This window comes from Bacillus sp. 491mf (assembly GCF_900112415.1).
Classification (GTDB): domain Bacteria; phylum Bacillota; class Bacilli; order Bacillales; family Bacillaceae_G; genus Bacillus_A.
This window is the reverse complement of the sequence record NZ_FOLV01000023.1, coordinates 1-20,684: the sequence shown is the minus strand read 5'-3', so window position 1 is coordinate 20,684 and position 20,684 is coordinate 1. Positions and strand designations below refer to the sequence as shown.

Here is a 20,684-nt window from a genome sequence, read left to right as displayed (position 1 = left end):
AGTTATTCTCCTCCTTCTCTTTTTTTTAAAAGTACATAATCCTCTCTGACAATCTTTTTTTTCTTTACTAATTCTCCAAACTGGATTGCAATTTGTTCAGCTTCTTCAATAGAGTCACACTCAAAATATTTTTCAAAAATAGCCCCTGTTTGAATTAAACGTCGAGTTCTCCTTCTTCTGTCTTCAGATTTGATTTTCTGTTGTAATTCATTTTTCTTTTTCAGCAATTGTTTTTGTCTCTTTTCTAAATGTGCTAATCGTTCTTCAGGATTTTGAATTGACATTTTATTCTCACCTCTCTTATATTGAAGGTTTTTGTCTTTTGAAAATTTGTTAATTTTAGGATAACAGAATGTTGAGAAAATTTCAATAAAATGTTATAATTTTCCCTAAGAACGAAGTTAGAGGGCGCACTTATACATTGCTGCGCAAAGTGTGCGGTCTGCGACGCGAAAACCAAAGAACCAAAAATCGTCCTCGCTATGCTGCGGTGTTGCCTGAAGGGTCTTTTGAAGTTTAGTTTAGCAGTTTCAATTTATGAGGAGGTGAAACGAATGGCAATCTATCACTACAATACCCAAGTAATCAAACGATCTGAAGGTCGAAACGTAGTTGCGGCTGCTGCATACCGTTCTGGAGACAGATTGGTGGATGAAACTACAGGTGAGATTAAATTTTATCATCGTGGTGTAGAACCTGTTGCCTTCGTTTTAGCTCCTGAAAATTCTCCTGAGTGGGTGTATGATCGTCAAGCATTGTGGAATGAAGTTGAAAAAGTTGAAAAACGATCTGATTCACAATTAGCAAGAGAAATTAATGTTGCGCTTCCAAAAGAACTTAATCATGAACAGCAAGAAGAATTAGTGAGAGAGTTTGTTCAAGAAAATTTTGTTAATCATGGAATGGTTGCTGATGTTGCGATTCACCGTGATGACGAAAATAATCCGCATTTTCATGTCATGCTCACAATGAGATATATTGACGAAAATGGTTTTGGAAAAAAGGCAAGGGAATGGAATCCAGGTTTCAAAAATGTAAAAGGTGGTCGTGGTTTTGTTGCGGAGAAAGATACAATTACTCAAGCTCGCTCCATGTGGGCGAAACATGCAAATGAAGCATTAGCAAAAGCGGGTCTTGAAGAACGCATTACTCATTTACGATTAGATACTCACTTAGGAAAAGAAAAAGACACTCTTCTATTCGTGCCAACACAACATCTTGGTCCGAAACAAAATGCAATGGAGAAAAAGGGAATCAGAACACCGAAAGGTGATCTGAATCGTGAGATTAAAAAATATAATGCGGAAGTACGTTCTTTCCATGAAGAAAAACAGCGTATTAAAGAAACTCGTAAACAAGAAAAAGAATTTGATACACTGTCTGTTGTGGAAAAAGTTTCTTTAAAAGATGCAAGTCGAGTTATAAAAAAATACGCAAATTATGAATCATGTTCTACACGTTTAGAGCAATTGAAAAATTGGGAATCTCGTATCCAAAATAAATTAGAATTAGATCCAACAAATAATGAATTGTATCAACAATTATATAAAGTAACTGAACAAAAAACTGTAATAGAAAATGCTGTAGATATCTTTGAAAAAGAAGCACTTAGAGAACTTCCAAATCACTTTAGTACAGAATCTTTATCTGAGTTTACAAAAGGTGAATTATGTACACTATATCAACACATGAAAGAGCATGGCAAAATCAGTGAAGATGATTTAATAAATTGGGTAGAAGAATATCGTCAATCAAAACAATTAGATATTGCAAAACGTTATATGAAAGATACACCAATCACGCTTGATACTCTACAAAAAGAATTGAACAAACTTACTAGATGGGAATCGAATCTTCAGGAAAGAAAACAAGAGTTATTTGAACAAATGAATAAGTCACAAAATCCTAAAGCATTTAAAGCTGAACATAAAGAAGAATTTGATACTATTACAAATCGTGAATCCTGGTATAAAGAAAAACGAAATGCGATTGAAAATGGTTTCGATATTTTAGAGCGTGAGTTACGAAGAACTGTAGTTGCATCTTACCCAAATTGGGATCGTCTCCCTTACTTGTCTGTTCATGAATTAAAAGATATTCAAGAGTTAAATCGTTATCATGGACGTACATTATCTGTTGACGAATTAGAAAACCGTGAACAGCTTACACGCTTCACAAAAGAAGAAAGAAAAGAAATTTATGAAGCTTTAGACGAACTAAAAGAAATTAAAAAGGCAATTCCAATGTTTAAGAAAGATGGTTCTGAAGAATCCTCAAATAAGATTCAATTGCTACAAAATTACGCTGTAACACAAAAAGAAAATATGTATGCTAAATATGGTTTCAGCATCGAGGATAAGTCTTTCTTGAAATTATTTAGAGAAGAATATAAGCAACAAAGAGACATGTTCTGGAAAAAAGAAGCGCCAGAAAAACCAGAAAGAGATGGTCCGCAAAAAGGTAGCTTAACGAATGAAGAAAGAGAAAGCATCAAACTAGCTTCAAAAGAATTGAAACGTTTTGTAAGTTATGATGCTTGTGAAAAACGTTTAGATCAATTAGATAAATGGGAAAAATCTTTACTTAAGCAAATTAGTAATGATCCATCAAATAATGAATTGTATGAAAAGTTATATAAGCTGCATCAACAACGAGAAATTATTCAAGATGCAAAAGTTGTATTAGAAAACGAAGCAACTCGCGAACTCAACAAACGCTTTAGCTTAGACTTCCTTTCACCATTTACAAAAGATGAATTAAGATATGTATTCGATCATATTAAGCAAAATGGTGAAATTACAAAACAAACATTTGCTTATCTTGTTGAAGGATATCAAGGTGACAAAGTAATTGAAAATGCAAAACGTTATGTTAAAGAGCCAAGTTATGAAAAACTGAAAGTAGAAATGAATAAATTAACAAATTGGAAACGTACATTTGAACGCAAACTAGATGAACTTGCCAAAGGGCTTGGAAAAGCACCAGATCAAATGGCGTTCCAAAAAGCAAATCAAGCAAAATTTGAAGAAGTGTTCTCACAAGAACAAGCTTATGAACAAAAGAAAGCAATTATCGAAAAGGCATTTGAGGTAGTTGGTGAAAGAGAAATCTTAAAACTTGCTCTTCAATATCCTGAATGGAAAGAAATTGAATACTTTACACCTGAACAAGCGCATCAAATTTTAGAAACAAATCGTTATTATGGCCGTGTAATTGGTGTATCTGAATTTTCTACATTAAAAGATTCACCAAAATTCAACTATAATCAGCGTGAAGAAATTTACGATGCAATTAGTAATATGAAAGAAATTAAGAAAGCAATTGTTGTCTTTGAAAAACAAAATACTGAAGAAGCTGAAAAAGATATTGCAACATTAGAAAAATATTATGCAACATATCAAGCTGTTTTAGATAAGTACGGAATAGACATAAATAATCCAACGCTCATGAGATTATTCCGTGAGGAATGTGAAAACTGTGGAGATGTATTTGTAGAAAAAGGTTCAGCGTGGCAATCGAAATTCACACCTGATATCCCTACTTCTGAGCATTCACATGCGGGTGGTCTAATTGGAGAAATTTTATATGCTATTGAGCAAGCTGAACGTGATGCGGATAGAAAAACTCAGGAACGACAACGACAAGCAAGAGCAATGAGAATAAAACGTCCAAGACAACGAGGTGTAGACTTAGATTTATAAGAGCTAGTAATTATCTAGCTCTTTTCTTTTAAAAGTAATTTATAGAATATTCGCCATCTTTAGATAAAGTATTTTCGAAACCTTTTTATGTTTCATCTATGGCTTTATAATTGAATTGTAAAATTTAGTAAGAAAAGAGGTTGGATAATGGAGATATCATATTTTAAAAGCAAAAAAGTTGTGTTGCCAGTTGGAATAGCTGCTTTATGTGTTGTGGGCTTTCTCGCTGCCGGCTCTATGCTTAGTCATTCTAGGGAGGAAGTTGTTGAAACGGTTAAAAAATCAATTGAAACACAAGATGCAAATGCTTTTTTATCTGTTTTGCCGAATGAAGCAAAATCATATCCATTTGCTGAGAATGGTGTTAAATCCTTCTTAAAACAAGCACAACAGGATTCAAGGCTTGTGGTAGATATGATGGATACAGAAAATATAAACGTAGCTCCTAGAGTACTAGAAGTACGTTCGAAGGGCCTAGTTCCATATGAAATTGTAAGGGATGGTAAGAAGTGGCTCTTTTTTGATAATTATGTAGTAAAACCTAAAGATTATAGTATTCAATTAGAAAAAGTGGATAAAGATGTAACCCTTACATTGGAAGGAAAAAAAGTATCTCCTTCTACCTTTCAAGAAAAATTTTTACCAGGAGAATATAGTTTAGTAGCAACAAAGAAGTATCCATGGACTACTGTTACAGATAAAAAGACAATTAAGCTAGAGGGTAAAGATCCAGTAGAGAAAGTTTCACTCAATTTAAAGGGACATAAAATTGATTTATCTAAAGAATTTATTGGATCAGAAATTTTATTTAAGGGTCAACCAACAGGTGTTAAAGTCGGTGATAATGATTCGAAAGATTTTGGTCCGATTAATGAGTCCGATGAAAAAGATATTAGTTTAAAAGCTGATTTTCCATGGACAAAGGATGGTACAACTAACATGAACATGGAAAAGAAAAGTGGTTTTGGTTATGGAAATGTTAATTTCTCTTTTAAAGTAGATGAAACAAAAGTGAATGAATTTTATAACACATTCCTAAAGGAATATGGGGATGCCAGTGTAAAACAGAGTATTGAACCATTTTCGACAGCAACAGAAAAATATAAGAAAGAACAAGCTGATATCTTTGCAACTAATTCCAAAGGATTTTTAATGCCATTTAAAGGAACACTTGTGAAGTCATATTTAAATAAAGAAACTGTGAGAATCGTGTCTAATGATAAGGGATATCCAGTTCTAAAAATGGAAGGAAAGGCAATGTATCATGTGGCTGCCGGACAGTATTCACCTGAAAAAGATATTTATTCAGATGTTACACTTGAATCCCTATATGACAAAGAGCAAAAAACATGGAAAATTGATAAAGCTTATATCAACCAAGGTTTTATGTCGTCACAACCAAATGTAAATGAAGAGAGTAAGTATATTATTACAAATGCGAAATGAGGGGAGGAACATAATGAATCGATTAATTCAATTTGGATTGGCTGTATTAATTGGTATTATTGGCTATTTTTTTAGGGATATCACATTTATAAAATACTTAGCTGTAGGCGGTTTTTTAGCAATAACAGCATGGAGTGTTGCTGAATATGAATATGGTTCAGTCGATGGATTTTTAACTAAACTATATATGTTTATAAGTGGTATCTCCATTATTTACTATTTTATAATCCCAGCAATAAAGCTCTCTTTTGTAGTCGATAAATTTGGATCTAGTAGTTCTTCGTCTCTCGCACCTGGAATTTTGTTTTTTGTAATACTTTTTTATTTAATATATTCTAAATTTCAAAAAGCATAGTTAAGACTTCTGTATCTTGAGGTGGGGGTCTTTCTACCCGTTAAAGTGGGATAAAGAGAAAAGTTATAAATGCTTTTACGTTTTGTTCAAGAATCTAAATACTTTTGACAAGGAGTGTTTTTAAATGCCTATCTCTTTTACACCTGTTACACCTATAGTTATGACAGAATTCGATTTTGATGGATTATTAGAATCTCAAGCTAAGTATCTGGGGAGGTTTTCCTTTTTTCCAGAATGGAAAAAATACTGGTTAAATATCTTCTTGGAAGAAGAAGAGGAAGTGAAAGATTACATTAGAAAATTTCCAGATTCTAATCCGATTTTACAGAGAATAAAGCATGATCCTTCAGCATCTTCATTAAACTATGAAATGTATAGTTTTGAACATATTACAGATTTTGGGGTGTTTAATCTGCATTTTGATATTGAAAGCATGAAACATTTTCAAGCTTCGAATAGAATGAATGTAGAGGAAATTCACATTTCACATTTATATGTTGATCCTGATACGCCTTTGCTGAAAAATAAATTACAGGATAAGAGATCCCCTTATTTTGTAAGAATGTATGGGATGGAACAACCTTTTTTATGTGTAGATGGTAATAAGCGTATTCAAGCAAGAATGAAAAACGGGGAAACGTTTTTTGAAGGATATGTATTTAATCCAGAACATTATGAGGTTATGTTTTTCGGATCCATTGACATGTATTATTACATCTTGATGTACGAGTTAAATATGCTTTTTATTTTAATTCAAGAAGGATATAAGGAAAAAGAAATTTATGAATCCACTCAGATGTTTTTACAATCTCAAATCTAAATCTTTTACGAAATCCACCCTTTTGCTTGCGACGGCGATAAGAAAGGGTGGTTTTTCGTTTGTCTAAAAAATTTTTTTGAATATATGAGCTGTCTAAGGTACTACTGTTAAATTATCTGCTTTCGCCAGATATTTAGTAATGTATTTGCCATTATTTTTTAGCAATATCTCTGTAAGAATTTCCTCCACTTTCCTTAATTCTTTGTATGAAATCCTGTAAAGAGGAATGCTGTTAGTGTGACAATACTCATTTTTGATTTTGTCATGCTTCTTTATTTCCTCAAAATATTCATCTCCTCCCCATTTTTTTATTGGAATGTAATGGTGCCTTCCATCAAATTCGATAAGACACTTAATTGAGTTTGTCTTATCAAAAACAACGAAGTCAAATGGTAAAGGATTAATATTTTTACACTCTTTTATAATATATTGGTACTTGTGTTGGATACTGTTCGTTTCAAGAAAATGCAGTATTGCCTTTTCGCCTTTAGAAATAGATGAACATTGGGGACATCTTTCTCCTCTCTGGAATGCTAGAAGTCTTATAGAATGATGATTTCCGCAAGAACAGATGTAATCTAGTTTCTGAAATGTTGAGCTTTTATACTTTGTTGTTAGTAATGTACAACCATATTCTTCAAACTTCTTCTTGATATCCTCATAATTATTTCTCTTTCGTTCATTAGCACATTCCTTACACCTATTCCCTCTTCTAAAGTTCTGAAGGTTGACTTCTGCCATATTACCACATGAACATATATAAGATAATTTTTTGCAAGTGTGAATTTCTTTAGACAGAAGGATACATCCTTCTTTTTCAAATTCTTTACTAATTTCTTCGTAAGTCCATTTTAAAGACTTTTGTTTTCCTGTACAGCTTTTACATAATCCAGAGCCTCTTTTATAGTTTTGAAAACTTGTTTTACATACTTTACCACACTTACATCTGTAGTGAATTGGCTCTTTGTCGTTACGATAAGGTTTTCTTACATCTAAAAGCTCACAACCATTTCGTTTCAAAGCTTTCTTTACATCTTCAATAGAGTATTTTCTTCTGGATTCGGATACTGCTTTTGCTACCTTTTCTATACCACAATACTTACAGCCCTCACCTCTAGCAAGTTGTTTATATGTGATTTCAGTATCCTTATCAGTATGATTGGGACAGATAAATTTCATTTTAAACAGTTGACCCTTATATTCAGTTTCTAATAAGCTATAACCTCGTGCATTAAATGCTTGTTTTACTTCCTCAAATGTCTTTTTCTTTGGCATTTTATTTCTCCTTGATAAAATATCTATTTGAATCCTTTTCTTTTTAAATGAACTTTACGTTTTATAAAAAATCAGATTAAAACTCATTTAGAATTCTTTGATTGAAGAGATAAAGCATCGCATCTTTTTTTACAAACGTCGCGTTTTTCTTATTGTTAGTAATATACCTCTAATGATTCAAAAACCCTCTTTAGATATTTATCTTTAAGAGGACACAAGGTGTCCTTTTTTCGGGTACAAATTCAAAATATGGTATCACAATCATATGTATCTAGAGAACCTAGAATTTCATGTGGATGGTGAGGATATGTGAGCCAATATCAAATGTTGTATAGTACACCCTACTTGTATTCTTCTAAAACCTTACTTCAAATGTTTAATAAAACAAATAAGGAGGACGATATTTGTGCTATACAGGAACACATGTTGCGTCATGAGGTATACCTAGACCGACAATATCGAGGCTATTATTATTTAAGTCAAAAAATTGAAGAGGATTTATATGGTGATGAACAGGCTGTGTCTTGGAATGAATTGCTTGATGATTATCAATTGTACAAAGATTGCCAAGGAAAGCTATCCATCAAGCCGAAAGGATGGAAATAACATGACAATCATTGGAGAGTTAGGAATTGTTTATGGTGTGACTGGTGCTTCAGTTTTAGGAATTAAATTATTGAAAAAGAAAGGTTTAAACCTTCCCGATTGGGTGCTACGTGCGGGTCTCAAATGCTTGCTCATTGGTACAGTGTGGTATGTGCTACGTGATATGCTAGATGTATTTCTACGTTAGACACTTATCTGGTAGTTAAGGAACGTTACTGCAATATAGATTGGTCAAACATTGTTCTCCTTCCACTTTTCCTCAACTACCTCCATATAAGGAGGTAAAGAAGTATGTTAGAACTTTTAACAATTCCTGCTGTTATGATTACTGTTGCAATTTTTAATAAAAATTACAAACAAAGTGATAAAAAAAAGATCGCAAGATTTTTTGAAATCGCTAATATTTGTGTGAAAGAAAAAAGTAAGTTAGAGTATCCTAGATTCAAAAGACAAGAAGAAAAAGAAAAGAGCATGGTCTATATTTATGAGCTGCCATTAGGAATCCCCTCGCAACTTATCAAAAAATTAGATGAAGTTATTGCTGAAGGATTAAATAAACCTGTCAAAATTCACTATGAATCCCCTTTCCTCTATGTTCAAGTGTTTGAAGAAGATATTCCAAAGAAATGGAAATGGAATGAAGAATTGATACGACCTGGTACTTGGGAGGTTGCAATAGGAAAAACATTAGATACAACTTTATATCATAATTTCGATCAGACACCACATTTACTTATGGGCGGTTTAACGCGTATGGGGAAAACAGTTTTTTTGAAGGTGTTGGTTACTTCCCTTATTAAATCCAATCCAAACCATACTTATTTTTTTATTATAGATCTAAAAGAAGAAGGATTAGAATTTGCAGAATACCAAGATTTAAAGCAAGTTGTGGAAGTCGCTGACAGCCCTGAAAGAGCACATGAAGTACTTGTTAAGGTTATGGCTCTAATGCATCAGCGCGGGAAGTATATGAAGGAAAATAGGATGAAAAATATTGTTCAGACAAAAGAAAAGGATCGTTTTTTTGTCATAGTTGATGAAGGTGCTGTTCTTGCACCGGCAAAAGGATTGCCAAAGCATGTGAATAGAATGTTAGAAGAATGTCAGTATATGCTAAGCCATATTTCACGTATCGGTGGGGCATTAGGTGTTCGATTAATACTAGCTACCCAATATCCTACTGTAACTTCTGTGCCCTCGGTTGTAAAACAAATGAGTGATGCAAAATTAGGGTTCCGATTACCCACTACAGTAGCTTCACAAGTTGTGTTGGATGAGTCAGGATTGGAGAACTTACCTTCTTTGCCAGGAAGAGCATTGTTCAAAACAGATCGGATATATGAGTTACAAGTCCCTTATTTATCTGATAAAAAGATGAGAGAGCTTTTACAAGAATATGAGGTGACTAAACAAAATGAAACACCAAAAACTCAAACAAAAAGCGAGACACATCGAGATTTTATTGAGTTTAAGTAAGCTTGAATTTGCTACCAGAAGGCAATTACAGGCTATTCATGCCTTAGGAAGTATTCGAAATGCAAATCGTGTCTTAAAAGATCTTCGCCAATATTGTCATGTAACTTCTTATAATCGAGAATATGTATATTATCTCAACAAGAAAGGTCTTGCTCTTTTAGGATTAGATCCTAATCAACGTAAAAAAAAACATCAGCTTGAGCATATTATTTTACGAAACGAAGCTTGGATGTGGTTAGATTTTCCTGATTGGAAAATAGAGCAAGTCATTCAATTTCGATATCAAAATGGAGAAAAAACAATTGTCCCAGATGCTTACTATGTTAAGGACCAAGTGCCCTATTTTGTTGAGATTGATAGGTTACAACACATGAAAGTAAACGAAGAAAAAATACAGTATTATGGATTAATAACTAAAATATATAGAAAGCAAAATAATATAGTACCTAATGTTTTGTTTTTTACGATATCAGATTATCGAGAAAAAAAACTAGAGGATTATGGAGTGAAATATAATGTATATGTTCGTACATTTTTATTAAAAGATATTTTATAGAATAAAAAAACACAAGGTAAAATTATTTGCCTTGTGTTTTTTACATATCCCAAAAGTCGGTTATTTTAGCATTCCTTTCAACTTTTCTTACCGCTCGGATAACTTTTTGAACAACAGGGAAACTCGGGATATGAGTTTTATTATTACATAGTCTAGAAATTGTATTACGACTAACTCCAGTTTCTTGTTCTAATTCTTGTTGTTCTATTCCATGCTGATCCAACCACTTTCCTAATTTTGTGCGATTTTTACGCTTTCCTTTCATAAAAGTACCTTCCTTTCTTCCTCTCTATTTAGCTATTATTTTGGACACTTTTAATTTGGTTTATACATTTTCACCACGAATGGTGCATACGTCGTTTTGATGGTGCATATATTTAAAATAGATTAAGAGCTTAAAAGATTTTTGTATTTTTTTTGTGGAATATGGCATACATATTAATAGCTACAAGTTGCGAATAAACTGAAGTATAATTGCAACTTGTTGTAAAGGGTATGCTTAAAAAATAAAAAGCTGAAACTCCTTCTGTAAGAAGGGATTCAGCTTTTTTGTGTTTCATAGATTGGTAATTTACTTTTAATTATTTTATATAAACGCATTCGTAATATGTCGAATACTATTCGTCCATGTTTATTTTCAATAAAGGTTTTTTAAAATTTCACGCACCATAATAGGATATAAAAAATGCAAACCTAGAATTAAGGTTTGCATTTTTTAGTGTGTACAGTTTAATAATGCAATTTGTATTGTTTATATTCGTTTAAAGCTCACATCATTACCTAAGTCGATTGCATATTTTATATCCCGAATAGTTGAAATAAAACTCTAAGTCTTGATTCTCTAAATCAAAAGCATACATATTTACATCCCATATCGTTCAGATAAAACAGTATTAACGCCAAAAGAAGGTGTAACAGTACATGTTTTTATATCCCACTTAGTTCAGATAAAACGATTATATGGGTGACAATGTATCGTTCCAGTCGAGCTTTATATCCCACATGGTTCAGATAAAACTTAAGTAGTTGTTATGTATAGTCAAGATGTAAATGGAATTTATATCCCATTTAGTTGAAATAAAACGATAAGAACATGTGAGACTTATTATAACAATATGAGGATTTATATCCCGTATAGTTCAGATAAAACACCATTTAGTGAAACTCTAGATTCAACCTCACAGTACTTTATATCCCGCATAGTTCAGATAAAATGTTGTATATGCTGAAAAAGATGGTTGGCTTAATTTACTTATATCCCATACGGTTCAGAGAAAACGGGAAGGAGTTACGCTTATTAGATTTTAATCCGACCTTTATATCCCAAATAGTTCAAATAAAACCTAATGAATCAATTGGTGTATTAGGTAGATTATTTAACTTTATATCCCGTATAGTTGAAATAAAACCTTGCATTAACCATTCCTTCTATACTTGGTCAATTCTTTATATCCCGTATAGTTGAAATAAAACCCTATCTATATACAAGTGATACCCCTTATGATAGCAACATGTTACCATGTGTAGCAACCAACGTTTTGCAGTAAACCATTGTTCATGTTTTTGCATGCTCTTCAAACATGCTGAAAGACCTTGTCATAGTAAGATTTTCTGTATGTTTGACAGTAGTGAGGTTCACTACAAAATTACGGAAGTACAATTCCTGTTCCTGTTATCTTTTCTTTATCAAAATCGTACTTACAACGTAAAATACGAATGTATTGAAGACCAGAAATATCAATTTCTTCTGTTTCTATTCCGTTTTGTTGAACTTGTTTTCTAGAAATCGAAGTTGTAAGCCTTTCGATTTGCATTCGTAATAATTTTCGCTGATTTGGATCTTTTTCCCGTTTAAATGTAGTAAATAGCGCACGATTCTCTGTATATACAGAACAGGGAATAACTTGATAATTATCAATATCACGCAACAACCTTTGTGCTTCTGTATTTCTCATATCGTTTAGTGGAAGTTTATCTAGTACCTTTAAAGCTTGGTAGAATTCATCTAAGTATTTTTTGCTTAGATTTTCTGTTTTATATAACGTTTCGACAAACTCCATTTTTGTTTTCTCATGCAGTGTTTGTCCGTTAAAGGATTCTAAAAGTTTTAAACCGTTATGAACAATATCCTCATCATAAACGAATCCTATCCCTTGTGCTTCTGTATAAATAAAAACATTAGGTTCTGTACCCTCATAGGCTCTTCCACGATAACAACGACCTAAACGCTGAAATAAGCTATCTAATGTAGAGATTTCAGTAAATAACAAATCAAAATCAATATCTAATGAAGCTTCTACAAGCTGTGTGGCAATCCAAATACCACTTTGTTCTTCGCGGTTTTTATCATTTGGTGCGAATTTCTTAATTTCTTCTTCTAAAACGGCACGATCCTTTTGAATAAATTGCGTGTGCAACAACCTTACATTTTCATTATGAAACAGCCCATATATACGTTTTGCCTCTTTTACAGTATTAGCAATAATCAATACACGTTTATTTCGTCCAACTTCACGAATATGTTCTAAATCCTCATCAATCTTTGTTTTACGTATAGATATGCGGTGACGAATTAAGTCATTATAGAATTCCTCTTTTACAAAATCACTTACCTTGATTTTTCCTCGTTTCTCCATTGTTTCCATAAAAACAGTAGGAAGTGTAGCGGTCATAATCATAAATTTTCCGCCTAATTGGTGAATCATTTCCAATGCTTTGAGTAAAACAGCTAAGATTTTCGGAGAATAACCCTGTATTTCATCTAATACTATCTTAGAGTACGCCATTGTGGCTAAGTATTTCTCATATCCTCGAAATAAAAATGGAAACTTCAAAATTTGATCAATTGTACTGAATGTTAACTTTTTACTCAATAAACGAGACTGTTCATAAATAAGTTCATTGGTTTCGTAATCGTTGTTTAATGTCTGTAGAAAATCCACGCTACCACTGTGTAGCAATCCAGCAATCGCTTGCCCCTCTTCATCTACATATCCCATTCCGTTTGTTATACGCTCATACAAGGCATTTAAACTTACACGGATGGGAAGCGTAATAAAACCTTTCGCTTCATCAATCCAAAATAAAGAAGCTTCTGTTTTTCCCATACCAGTTTGTGCAACAGCCACAATATTCTTGTTTCGATTCTCGTAAGAAAAGAGTTGTAGATTGCGTGGTTTATGACCATTCCTTTTTAGGAATTCATCGACATAGGTCCCAACTCCTTTGTCTGCATGATATTCGACAAGTTCTCCCGCAGAAGCCGCATGATCTACACGATTTAAAAGTCCCTTTACAAGCACAAGGAGAGGATATTCTTTATCCTTTTTCTTAATTGGCTTCCAACCTATAGTTGTAGTATCAAGATCTTTATTAACAGAACAACACAATTCTTGCTCCAAACGGTCTATTTTTCCTTTTAAATCTGGTAAAACTGCATTTAGTATTTGGGCATCAAACATTACGTTTCGTACATGATGATGTGCAATTGCCTCTTTCACAACCCGTTCTGTACTTTGGGAATAATGTAATTCTAAGAATGGAACACAAAGTAAGGAAATAAAAGCATGGGGAACATTTGGATATTTCTTTTCAATTTCTTGTTTTGTTAAAGGAGATAACCCCATATTAAGTTTAATAATTTGTTGAAATCCCTCATAAATCTTTCCCGCATCATGGTATTGGGCAGCTACTTGTGCAAGTTGCCAAATCTCTTCTGACAACAGAGATCCATACGAGTGTTTTAGTAAAGATAAATTTTCTAATACCCGTCCTGTGTGTTCTTGTAATGTTTCAAATTCTCTTGTTTGCTGATCCCACTTTGCGTAAATGCAATCTTCCATGTTTCCCCTCCTGAAAAAAATCCATGCCTACTCATAAGGCATGGAAAAATACAATATGGCCATCTTCATCTTCCATATACTGAGGTGAATTTAATCCTTCTCCTTTACGGAAGAACTGCGTTTGAACCGTCTCCCAAGTACGAATTCCTTGTTTCACTTGATATACCGTATTTAAACGATATGAAATCCCTTTATAATTCATATAATCAAGGCGATCAACAATGCAATGACGTGGTATATAGAAATCATTTTTTAGTGTAATGATTTCTTTTGTATGTTTTTCGTTCAATGTTACGAATTTCACGTCTTCAATGACCGCTAAATCTTCACGTCGACCAAGGTTTGGTGCTTCATTGATATTTTCTAATGCTGTTTGTAATTGTTCCAATACACCTTGTTCGGCACGTACATGGAAAATAAGGGAGATTTCTTTTAGCATATGAACATGCATGGGCATTGTAGTAACTTCTTTCGACTTGTAAAAATGATGTGTTTGCAAATCAAACAGCTTTCCTTCGTGAGTACCTTGGATGCTGATTTCCATTGGAATTAATTCATTTGCAACTAATACATAGTGAAGGAACCCCTTCACCGTACTATATGGTGGAAGAGGATAGGTTTCCTTTGCTTTTTGTGCCATTGGTTTCTTGTAACAGGCAGTTTGTTGGTACAACTTTATTCGTAACGCTGTATTAGCCGACATAATAATTCTCCACTTGTTGTAATAGATTATCCAGCATACCTTGAATTGTATGGGTTGAGTCGCTTGAAACAAGAGTTCGCAACTCCCCTTCATTCACGAAAACACCAGATAACAGACCAACATGCGTTTGTTCTTGTACAGTCCGTCCCATACTGCGACGTTCTAAAATTTCTTGTAGCATAATAGAATTTAAACGATATTCACGTTTTGTCGGAACTAATTGTGTGCGTCCTAAGAAATATGGTTGATTAATAGCATACAGACCTCCAATTACAAACAAAGGAGATAAGTCTTCTTGTCGCCCGCGAATATTACGATTTAAGGAAAATACAATTTCTAAGAATTCCTTGATACGTCTTGCCTTTTCTTCACGTGGTAATTCAATTTCTCCATCTACACCAATTTTATCTAAATCAATAGTAAGGGTATAAGAATATAAACTTGTATGCCGCTCATGTGTTGCGATATTTGGGTTTTCTTTGATACGTGAAGCATGTCCTAAATTTGTTAAAAATTCTAAGTCTCCTCGGTACGGTTCAAGAGAAACAGCATGAGACAAACGAACGCTAGCTGGACGTTTGTTCCCCATATCACCTTTCACAGTTTTCATGTAACCAAATAAATCCATTTCTTCTGACTCTTGAATGGTAGCACTAGGAGAATATTGAACTACGCTTTTGCTTTTTCCTTCCCCTTCACCTTTGTCACGGCCAACTGTATCTAAGTTCCAATTATAGCGCTCGGCTCCTAAACGAACCATATCGTATCGAATAGCTTGCCGTGAAGCAAATGTATGAACATCTCCATTTCCACGATTAAATTTCTTTAATTCGGAGATATTACCGATTCCTTCTCCATAATTTAATGAATCTCCTTGAAATACGATCGTTAATGTTAATCCAGCCATTAGTTTGTTTCCTCCACTTCTTTTTTATATGGTTTGTCATTTAATCCGGATAGTAAAGCACTTGCAATACCTTCAAATTCATTACTATGTTCCCTTGTAGCATCCACATACATAGAAGTGTTCTTTTCCACTAATAAAAAGGTGCGGAATAATGTTTCAAAGAATTGTTGACGATTATTGGTAGTTAAGGCATTTAACAGACGGTAAGTAATGCCAGGAATCTTATTCTCCATTCCACGTTCAGTTAGTCTTCTACGTACTTCGCGTCCATCCATTAGCGCATATTGGATTCTCTTTTGCATAGATTCATATTGCGCTTCTCGTGTTTCGTTAGACATGCCATAACACTCCTTTATTCTATTTAAATGAAACATAGCCAAAGTGGCTGCATACGTATCATAACTGGAATAATTGTTATCTACGTTTTTCCTCAATTGGTTAGTGATATCACGAAAAAAATACTCTCCATTTAATAACTTACGTAGGATTATGTTTCGAAACGGTCGATATTTAATATGATCGAGCTCTTTTCCTCCGCGCTCTTGAAGGTATTGAATGGCATGTTCTGATAAAAAATTCTGTGTAAGAGTCGTCTTTTTTCCACTATTTTGGAATTCAACAATTAGCATATTTTTAGCAATCCAATTTGCTTTATCTTTGGCTTCTTTTAATGTGTCGTATAAAAAGACTTCAAAAGGATTGTTTTGCTTTTTATTGGTGACAAATAAATCATTTATTTCCGCTAGTGTTTCAAAATCTTCATCAGTTTGAATAAAGGAATAAACTACTGTATCTTTGTCTATGTGATCTCTATAGAGCCCAAAAACAGAACAAAACATGATTAATCGATAAAGATTAGATATAGGAAACGTTTTTTGATTATTCCATGTGTAATTCGTTGCATTTGCTATACTGACTGCATTCGGAAGAAATACCGCCTCTGTGTAATCTGTAAGAGAAAATTGCCCCTCGATAACAGGACAATACAGTAATTCATCTTTCTTTAGTTTCGTAATTATTTGTTTCACTAACTTTTTAAAATTTTCCTCATCAGATTGCTGTATCATTTTGTTTAAGTTTTCTATTGCTTCGTTAGTGCTGTTAGAAGAACGAAGAACAGAAAGTACCTCTTGTTCTAGTAAAATAGGTTGAACAAAGTCTCTTGCAAGGAATTCTTCATGTTCTGAACGATTCAAGGTACTGCGTGATCTTTGTAAAAAACTTGTTTGCCCATGTAGTTCTCCTAAACGAAACCGAATCATATTTAATGTTAGCACTTCATTTACTTGATTTTGTTTTAACAACTCCAGATAATCTTTTGTGATTGTTTTTAATTCTTCAATGTTTGATACATCTTTTTTCCTGCTAAACAATTCTTTTAAAGCTCCACCTTCAATCGGCAAACGCTTATTTAGCTTATTTTCTGTACCTTTAATATCAGTAAAGATAGAGTCTTTAGAACGTTTAAAATTAGATGTAGCGTATGTTAGTTCAGTATTCATTTTATTTTCTTTTTCATTCGCAACAGAAAACATATCAAAAGCATAATTGAAAAACCATTGCGGAAAGTCGTGAAGCAATTTTGGATCAAAGTCTATATATGTCTCTTCGATTTCAAATAAATCTGTTTCAGCATGCTCTAAAATACGATAAAACCCCAAAACACCAGTGTTCGTAGCCCAATCTTCTAAATATAATCGAATCATTGGTACTCCACGGACACGCAGCCGTACCCTTGTGACTTTTTAAAGGATGTACCAATTTGACGAAGGATTTCTAAGTCTTCTTGGTCTCCTTTTAACAAGAATGTTCCTTTATAAGCTTCAAAGTGCTGGTGATTGGGGGTGTTATCAAATTTTTCTTTTACAACTTGTTTTGTTAAATTCATAGGTGTGAATTGTAAAGGTTTTTTCAAGCCTTCTCCATGATAATTACGCAAAGTCATATCACAAATATAATTGAAACTCTCTTCATAACCTTCTTCTGTTGGAGCAAGAGGTTTCCCATCTTGATCTTTAATAAAAATAGGGGAAAGGGTGCGGAATACTACCGTATCACTTTTCACTTTGACTTCCGGTAGTATAGATATGTTCTTCTTCTGTAGTTTGTATCCTTTGTACTGAAAATCTTTAATTTGGTTTAAACCATCTACTAGATAAGAAATGAATTCAGGATCAGGTGAACTAATAATCCAGTCCAATCCGTTCTGTAGGAGGAATTCATCATTATTTAAAACATAGTCTTTAAGATAAACGGAAAACGTAAAATTCTTGCTTTTTTTATTCGGTTTATTCTCAAAGATATATAGGTTCTCTGCATATACTGCGTTTGATGTTTTTAGAGCTTCTTTGATAAAACTCACAAACATAAAACGATACGAGAGAGGAATTACTTTGCAAGTAAAGCTTACTTTCAATCTCATCATTTCCCTCCTTAATCTTTAGTATGAACATAAGATTTATTATAATATACTGAAAATTAAGATTCAATAAATATATAGAAATAAATGGGAATTTTTCCTGTGTAAAGAAAACTTTTTTTGATTCGATATACTGAAATTAAAAGTTCTGCGGTATTTCTGTAATTTTGCAGTAAACCTCGTTTTCTTTGGAAATGCAAAAAATGATGATATGACAAGGTCTTTACGTGTTTTTACGAGAATATAAAAATACGATTGAGCGTTCGCTGCAAAATGCTGGTTGCTACACATGGTAACATGTTGCTATCATAAGGGGTATCACTTGTATATAGATAGGGTTTTATTTCAACTATACGGGATATAAATTACGTTGTTGATAAGTTGAATACACAGAAAAACGCTGGTTTTATTTGAACTACGTGGGATATAAATATGCCAGCAGCAGCTATTCCGGCTGTACCAAAAAGAGGTTTTATAAGAACTATGTGGGATATAAAGTCTTGAACCAGATAGGAAAACACAACTTCTAATGCCGTTTTATCTGAACTACGAGGGATATAAAGGCGATTTCACTATTTGTCTTATCTTCCGTTTTAAATAGTTTTATTTGAACTATGTGGGATATAAAGTCTGCACCAAAAGGAATAAGCATTTTTACAAAGCTAGTTTTATCTGCACTGTATGGGATATAAATAAGTTGTACCAAAACCATTGCTCTCCTGGCTTACAAGTTTTATCTGAACAATATGGGATGTAAAGAAACCTGCACCAATTAAGATAACTAATTTCTGTATGTTTTATCTGAACGATATGGGATATAAATCCTTAATCTTTTGATGATTGTTCGCTCTGACTGTTCGTTTTATCTGAACTATACGGGATATAAAGAGTGTTAGTGAATTATACAAAGTGAGAGTAAATCTGTTTCACCTAAACTATATGGGATATAAATTACGGTTATACAATTGAAGAAGTTTATACAGACATTGTTTTATTTAAACGATATGGGATATAAAGATGTTGTTTACAGCACCTTTTATCATACTTAAAATTGTTTTATCTAAACAATGTGGGATATAAATGTGAGAGCGTATACAATGGAGTCAGCAATCTTATTTGGTTTTATCTGAACTATGGGGGATATAAATTGCTGACGTCCATCTAGCTCCTCATAAGCTTTTTTTAGTTTTATTCGAACTATGTGGGATATAAAGGTCATTAGTTTTTTGGGATTATCGTTTTGACCAGTTGTTTTATCTGAACCAAGTGGGATATAAATGATGGAATGATTAACACTTGTCGTGACTGTATCCTTGTTTTATTTGAACGATATGGGATATAAAGAGTTTAGACATTTTTTCTTCAACAACTTTGATAACAGTTTTATCTGAACCATATGGGATATAAAGACGCCTGCTGCTGTAGCGTTAGCCGTTGTAGCTAATGTTTTATCTTCACTATGTGGGATGTAAATTCAACTCGATCCCATACATAAATTTTCTTCATCCAGTTTTATCTGAACTAAGTGAGATATAAATGAAGAATCGATTGCATATAGCGTAGAACGATTTTCTAGCTTTATCTGAACGATGTGGGATATAAATTTCAAGAAACAGCAACAAGAAGTGAACTTCGAATTTGTTTTATTTGAACGATGTGGGATCTAAAGATGTACATTCCACGAGATGGTTATCCGAGGAAGTTGTTTTATCTGAACTATGCGGGATATAAATTGCCAAACCGATGAACCGAAAATGGGACTGTTGGAGTTTTATCTGAACCATATGGGATGTAAAGTATGTCATAGTTGACTCTTGAGCAATTCTTTTTACAAGTTTTATCTGAACTATATGGGATATAAAGTACTTATACGCTACTCACAATACTGATTACTGGATAGTTTTATCTGAACGTTATGGGATATAGAGCAACAAGAGCAAAAACACAGCAAGAGTAAAACAAAAGGAACTTGTAGCAATCACTACAAGTTCCTTTTTAGATAATGTTAATAAGACAAATTATTATTTTATTTTTTCTTCATACTGTTTAGCAAGTTTATAAAAAGAAGAACGTTTGATGCCATACTTTTTCATGGCTCCTACTGCTGTAATTGAACCGGATTTCCATTCCTTGTAAGCATCCGTAAATTCTTCTGTTATTTCGACGGGAGGACGTCCTAAACGTTTACCTTGTTTTCTGGCAAGAGCAATTCCTTCAGCTTGACGTTGTTTAATATCAATGCGCTCTTTTTCTGCAAAAGCTGATAATATTGTAAGAGTTGCTTTTTGAATTGCACTCTGAATGACGTCATTTGTACTTTCTCCAGTGTAATTGACGTTAATATATGGTTCCTTTATAAATTGTAAATTCACTTTATGCTTTTCATAGTATCTAAATTCTTCTAATGTATCATTCATATTTCTTCCAAGTCTTGTCAATGAGTCAAACAGAATGGTATCTCCTGTACGAACAAGACGTTTTAGCATTTGGTAATTCTCTCGCTCCATATTTTTCCCAGATTCTTTATCTATGAAAATATCCCGATCTTCTATCCCTAAATTCTTCATATTCTGAATTT

Annotated in this window: 17 protein-coding genes; 8 read left to right on the top strand and 9 right to left on the bottom strand. The window is 33.2% G+C overall.

Translation table 11 applies throughout. From position 1 onward, the window contains the following. Window positions 1–2 precede the first annotated feature (2 nt). Entirely contained in the window at window positions 3–284 is a 282-nt protein-coding gene (locus BM211_RS17730) for a hypothetical protein (RefSeq protein WP_090998791.1), read from the bottom strand. Between the two features lie 270 nt (window positions 285–554). Here BM211_RS17730 and mobQ point away from each other — a divergent pair, with 270 nt between their 5' ends. From mobQ to BM211_RS17710, 4 genes are all read left to right on the top strand, one after another. Continuing rightward, a complete protein-coding gene (mobQ, locus tag BM211_RS17725) occupies window positions 555–3,701 on the top strand; it encodes a MobQ family relaxase (RefSeq protein ID WP_090998790.1) in 3,147 nt (1,048 codons plus the stop codon). Between the two features lie 147 nt (window positions 3,702–3,848). After that, window positions 3,849–5,147, top strand: a complete 1,299-nt coding sequence (locus tag BM211_RS17720; RefSeq protein ID WP_090998788.1) for a zinc ribbon domain-containing protein — start codon at window positions 3,849–3,851, stop codon at window positions 5,145–5,147. Window positions 5,148–5,160: 13 nt separating this feature from the next. After that, on the top strand, window positions 5,161–5,502 hold the full coding sequence (locus BM211_RS17715) for a hypothetical protein (protein WP_090998786.1): 342 nt from the start codon (window positions 5,161–5,163) through the stop codon (window positions 5,500–5,502). Window positions 5,503–5,626: 124 nt separating this feature from the next. Beyond that, complete coding sequence (locus BM211_RS17710) at window positions 5,627–6,322, top strand: hypothetical protein (RefSeq protein ID WP_090998785.1); 696 nt, start codon at window positions 5,627–5,629, stop codon at window positions 6,320–6,322. Window positions 6,323–6,415: 93 nt separating this feature from the next. Here the strand turns inward: BM211_RS17710 and BM211_RS17705 are convergent, their stop codons facing one another. Further along, window positions 6,416–7,597 carry a DUF2726 domain-containing protein gene (locus BM211_RS17705; protein ID WP_090998783.1) on the bottom strand — a complete coding sequence of 394 codons (1,182 nt, stop codon included), beginning with the start codon at window positions 7,595–7,597 and terminating at the stop codon, window positions 6,416–6,418. 309 nt (window positions 7,598–7,906) lie between these two features. Here BM211_RS17705 and BM211_RS17700 point away from each other — a divergent pair, with 309 nt between their 5' ends. From BM211_RS17700 to BM211_RS17685, 4 genes are all read left to right on the top strand, one after another. After that, window positions 7,907–8,203, top strand: a complete 297-nt coding sequence (locus BM211_RS17700) for a hypothetical protein (RefSeq protein WP_090998781.1) — start codon at window positions 7,907–7,909, stop codon at window positions 8,201–8,203. 1 nt (window position 8,204) lies between these two features. Continuing rightward, the gene (locus tag BM211_RS17695; protein ID WP_090998779.1) at window positions 8,205–8,390 is read left to right on the top strand and encodes a hypothetical protein; all 186 of its coding nucleotides are present in this window, start codon (window positions 8,205–8,207) and stop codon (window positions 8,388–8,390) included. Window positions 8,391–8,494: 104 nt separating this feature from the next. Beyond that, on the top strand, window positions 8,495–9,679 hold the full coding sequence (locus tag BM211_RS17690) for an FtsK/SpoIIIE domain-containing protein (RefSeq protein ID WP_090998777.1): 1,185 nt from the start codon (window positions 8,495–8,497) through the stop codon (window positions 9,677–9,679). After that, entirely contained in the window at window positions 9,618–10,235 is a 618-nt protein-coding gene (locus BM211_RS17685; RefSeq protein WP_090998776.1) for a replication-relaxation family protein, read from the top strand. Before BM211_RS17690 ends, BM211_RS17685 begins: the two co-directional genes overlap by 62 nt. A 40-nt stretch (window positions 10,236–10,275) precedes the next feature. Here the strand turns inward: BM211_RS17685 and BM211_RS17680 are convergent, their stop codons facing one another. The 7 genes from BM211_RS17680 to BM211_RS17645 all read right to left on the bottom strand — a co-directional run. After that, window positions 10,276–10,500: a helix-turn-helix domain-containing protein gene (locus BM211_RS17680; RefSeq protein WP_090998774.1), complete on the bottom strand. Its 225-nt coding sequence runs from the start codon at window positions 10,498–10,500 to the stop codon at window positions 10,276–10,278. 1,381 nt (window positions 10,501–11,881) lie between these two features. Beyond that, window positions 11,882–14,077, bottom strand: a complete 2,196-nt coding sequence (locus BM211_RS17675; protein ID WP_090998772.1) for a CRISPR-associated helicase/endonuclease Cas3 — start codon at window positions 14,075–14,077, stop codon at window positions 11,882–11,884. Window positions 14,078–14,108: 31 nt separating this feature from the next. Further along, the gene (gene cas5b / locus BM211_RS17670) at window positions 14,109–14,780 is read right to left on the bottom strand and encodes a type I-B CRISPR-associated protein Cas5b (protein ID WP_090998770.1); all 672 of its coding nucleotides are present in this window, start codon (window positions 14,778–14,780) and stop codon (window positions 14,109–14,111) included. Further along, window positions 14,770–15,687 (bottom strand): type I-B CRISPR-associated protein Cas7/Cst2/DevR, encoded by a 918-nt coding sequence (gene cas7i, locus BM211_RS17665; protein WP_090998768.1) that lies wholly within the window; start codon window positions 15,685–15,687, stop codon window positions 14,770–14,772. The genes cas5b and cas7i overlap by 11 nt, the downstream gene beginning before the upstream one ends. Beyond that, window positions 15,687–17,393, bottom strand: coding sequence for a type I-B CRISPR-associated protein Cas8b1/Cst1 (gene cas8a1 / locus BM211_RS17660; RefSeq protein ID WP_090998767.1), 1,707 nt, complete (start codon window positions 17,391–17,393; stop codon window positions 15,687–15,689). The genes cas7i and cas8a1 overlap by 1 nt, the downstream gene beginning before the upstream one ends. Further along, complete coding sequence (cas6, locus tag BM211_RS17655; RefSeq protein ID WP_090998765.1) at window positions 17,390–18,109, bottom strand: CRISPR-associated endoribonuclease Cas6; 720 nt, start codon at window positions 18,107–18,109, stop codon at window positions 17,390–17,392. The genes cas8a1 and cas6 overlap by 4 nt, the downstream gene beginning before the upstream one ends. Before the next feature lie 2,018 nt (window positions 18,110–20,127). After that, on the bottom strand, window positions 20,128–20,684 hold a 557-nt coding region (locus tag BM211_RS17645; RefSeq protein ID WP_141771664.1), incomplete at its 5' end, for a recombinase family protein.

What these genes read in the sequence shown, in the direction of transcription:
- BM211_RS17730 (WP_090998791.1), bottom strand. Translation starts at nt 284, where the DNA reads ATGTCAATTCAAAATCCTGAAGAACGATTAGCACATTTAGAAAAGAGA.
- mobQ (WP_090998790.1), top strand. Translation starts at nt 555, where the DNA reads ATGGCAATCTATCACTACAATACCCAAGTAATCAAACGATCTGAAGGT.
- BM211_RS17720 (WP_090998788.1), top strand. Translation starts at nt 3,849, where the DNA reads ATGGAGATATCATATTTTAAAAGCAAAAAAGTTGTGTTGCCAGTTGGA.
- BM211_RS17715 (WP_090998786.1), top strand. Translation starts at nt 5,161, where the DNA reads ATGAATCGATTAATTCAATTTGGATTGGCTGTATTAATTGGTATTATT.
- BM211_RS17710 (WP_090998785.1), top strand. Translation starts at nt 5,627, where the DNA reads ATGCCTATCTCTTTTACACCTGTTACACCTATAGTTATGACAGAATTC.
- BM211_RS17705 (WP_090998783.1), bottom strand. Translation starts at nt 7,597, where the DNA reads ATGCCAAAGAAAAAGACATTTGAGGAAGTAAAACAAGCATTTAATGCA.
- BM211_RS17695 (WP_090998779.1), top strand. Translation starts at nt 8,205, where the DNA reads ATGACAATCATTGGAGAGTTAGGAATTGTTTATGGTGTGACTGGTGCT.
- BM211_RS17690 (WP_090998777.1), top strand. Translation starts at nt 8,495, where the DNA reads ATGTTAGAACTTTTAACAATTCCTGCTGTTATGATTACTGTTGCAATT.
- BM211_RS17685 (WP_090998776.1), top strand. Translation starts at nt 9,618, where the DNA reads ATGAAACACCAAAAACTCAAACAAAAAGCGAGACACATCGAGATTTTA.
- BM211_RS17680 (WP_090998774.1), bottom strand. Translation starts at nt 10,500, where the DNA reads ATGAAAGGAAAGCGTAAAAATCGCACAAAATTAGGAAAGTGGTTGGAT.
- BM211_RS17675 (WP_090998772.1), bottom strand. Translation starts at nt 14,077, where the DNA reads ATGGAAGATTGCATTTACGCAAAGTGGGATCAGCAAACAAGAGAATTT.
- cas5b (WP_090998770.1), bottom strand. Translation starts at nt 14,780, where the DNA reads ATGTCGGCTAATACAGCGTTACGAATAAAGTTGTACCAACAAACTGCC.
- cas7i (WP_090998768.1), bottom strand. Translation starts at nt 15,687, where the DNA reads ATGGCTGGATTAACATTAACGATCGTATTTCAAGGAGATTCATTAAAT.
- cas8a1 (WP_090998767.1), bottom strand. Translation starts at nt 17,393, where the DNA reads ATGATTCGATTATATTTAGAAGATTGGGCTACGAACACTGGTGTTTTG.
- cas6 (WP_090998765.1), bottom strand. Translation starts at nt 18,109, where the DNA reads ATGAGATTGAAAGTAAGCTTTACTTGCAAAGTAATTCCTCTCTCGTAT.